This window comes from Burkholderia sp. Tr-862, assembly GCF_011753085.1.
Taxonomy (GTDB): domain Bacteria; phylum Pseudomonadota; class Gammaproteobacteria; order Burkholderiales; family Burkholderiaceae; genus Burkholderia; species Burkholderia ambifaria.
Genome location: NZ_VWWG01000352.1, coordinates 1 through 2000, shown reverse-complemented (window position 1 = coordinate 2000; position 2000 = coordinate 1). Strand labels below are relative to the sequence as shown.

The 2000-nt window shown below is 70.2% G+C and carries 3 protein-coding genes; all 3 read right to left on the bottom strand.

Annotated features, from left to right (window positions below; all coding sequences use genetic code 11):
• The coding region (sctJ, locus tag F3J14_RS34750; protein WP_166726734.1) for a type III secretion inner membrane ring lipoprotein SctJ at positions 1-792 on the bottom strand (792 nt) is incomplete at its 3' end.
• Positions 793-914: 122 nt separating this feature from the next.
• Positions 915-1397 carry a hypothetical protein gene (locus F3J14_RS34745; RefSeq protein WP_166726733.1) on the bottom strand — a complete coding sequence of 161 codons (483 nt, stop codon included), beginning with the start codon at positions 1395-1397 and terminating at the stop codon, positions 915-917.
• Between the two features lie 109 nt (positions 1398-1506).
• Positions 1507-1728, bottom strand: a complete 222-nt coding sequence (locus tag F3J14_RS34740) for a hypothetical protein (protein ID WP_012366493.1) — start codon at positions 1726-1728, stop codon at positions 1507-1509.
• Between the last annotated feature and the right edge of the window lie 272 nt (positions 1729-2000).

The window sequence follows — 2000 nt, the reverse complement described above, 5'->3', positions numbered from 1 at the left end:
GACCAGCCCAGCCAGCCGTGCGCCGAACATCCCGCGCCGCGCGGCCGACAGCGCGATCACCGCGCAGGTCAGCAGGATCAGCGCGAACACCAGCCAGCCAAGCGGCGAGCGCAGCCGCAGGATGTCCGACACCGCGCTGCCGATGCCGTCCACGCGCGTCGTGCGCGCGGCGGCCGGCTGCAGGAACAGCGATACGTTGTCGTACTGCAGCCCCTCGATGCTGTGCGCGACGAGATCCTTGACCATCGGCGCCATCGCGCGCAGGTCCACGCCGGGCCGGTAGCGGATGTACACGGCCGCCGACGACGGCTTGATCTTGTCCGCGAGCGGATCGTTCTCCGGAATCACGACCTGCACGCGTGCGACCACCACACCCTCGATGTCCTGCAGCGTGCGCGACAGGTCCTGTGACACGCCGTACAGGTAGCGCACGCGCTCCTCGGCCGGCGTCGAGACGAGCCCCTGCTTCTGGAACAGCTCGCCGAGGCTCGCATAGCTCGGCTTCGGCAGCCCGTTCGCCTGCAGCACGGTCAGCGCCGACTGCATGTCGCCGTCGGCGACGCTCACGAGCCACGCGTTGCGATCCGACGTGTCACGCGCGTCGTTGTCCTTCGACGCGCTGATGCCCGCGTCGCCGAGCACGGCGACCATCTGGTTCGCGTCGCGCTCCGACAGGCCGGAGTAAAGCTCCTTCTGGCAGCCGGCCAGCAGTGCGAGCAGTCCCGCGAGCAGCGCACGCGCCGCCCGGCTGCGCCACGCATGCAGGCGCGGCGTCGAATCGATCGTCGTCATCGTTTGTCCACTCAGGGCGCGCGGCCCGTTTCAGGCCCACGCACCTCAGGGTCGTCCCATGCCTCGCGCCCGGCCCGTCCGGCGGCCGGCGCAAGCCCGTCATGAGCAGGAACGGATCCCGGTCACTCCTGCGTCTTCAGCACCGTGTGCGTGAAGCCGTTCGCCGCCTGCGCGACCGACAGGCTCAACTGGTATTCGGAAATCGTGGTGGTCGCCGTCCACTGGAAATCCATCGCCTGCACCATCGTCATCAGCGGATCGCGGCGGTTGTCCGCCATCGACGTCAGCATCTCGGTGCGATGCTTGTCGATGTTCGCGTACCGCGTGTCGAGATCGTTGCCGTACGTGCGCAAACGCTCGACGAGCGACGAATGGTTCGCCTGCGCGGGCGTCGCGGGCGTCATCTGCACCGCCGGCGCCGCATCGGCCGATACGTGCGACATCGCGACGCCCGATGCCGACGGCGACGCCGCGGCCGCGCCCGGCTGCATCAACGCATCGAACTGGCGCACCTGCGCCGGATCGGACGCCGTGCCCGCCTGCTGCACGGCCCCCGCGAGCGCGGCCGCGCCCGGCGGCGCCGCGCCTACGCCTGTTACCGACATGATCGTGTCCTCCTTGAATAAGCCGGCCGGCACGCACACACGCCCCACCGGGCGCCCGTCACGGGCGGCCCCGGCATGTGGCGTCGCGCGGCACGGCCGGCGACCGGCGTCATGCGCGGCCGGCGGAACTCAGGTGTTGCGCAACCTGGGCGTTCGCCGTCCCTTCCTGCGCGGTTACTGCGTTGCTGGTTTCGAACGTCGCGGTCGACTGCTGGACCTGGAAGTTGATCTTCGTCAGTTCGAGCTGCGTCTTGGTCAGATCGTCCGCCTGCTGCTGGACTTGTTGCGTGTTGTCTGCACCACCCGTACTACCGGCTGCTGAGGCACCCATGATTCGCTCCTTTACGTGATGAACATCACCTACTTCCCGGCGCGGCCCCATGCCCCGCCGGCACCGTGACGCGCCACTCGTCCGCGGCGTGTCGCGTCCTGCCCGCACCGCGCGATACGCGATGCGCCTGTCATGTCCCGTCGCGGCGCTAGTGCGCCGCCCCCTTCGATGCGCCGGCGGCCGCGATTGCCGGTGCCGCCGGCGCATTCGGCAACCCCGTCCGCCCCGGCACCGGCGGCCCCACCCCGGCCGCCCCACCGAGCTCCGTAGTG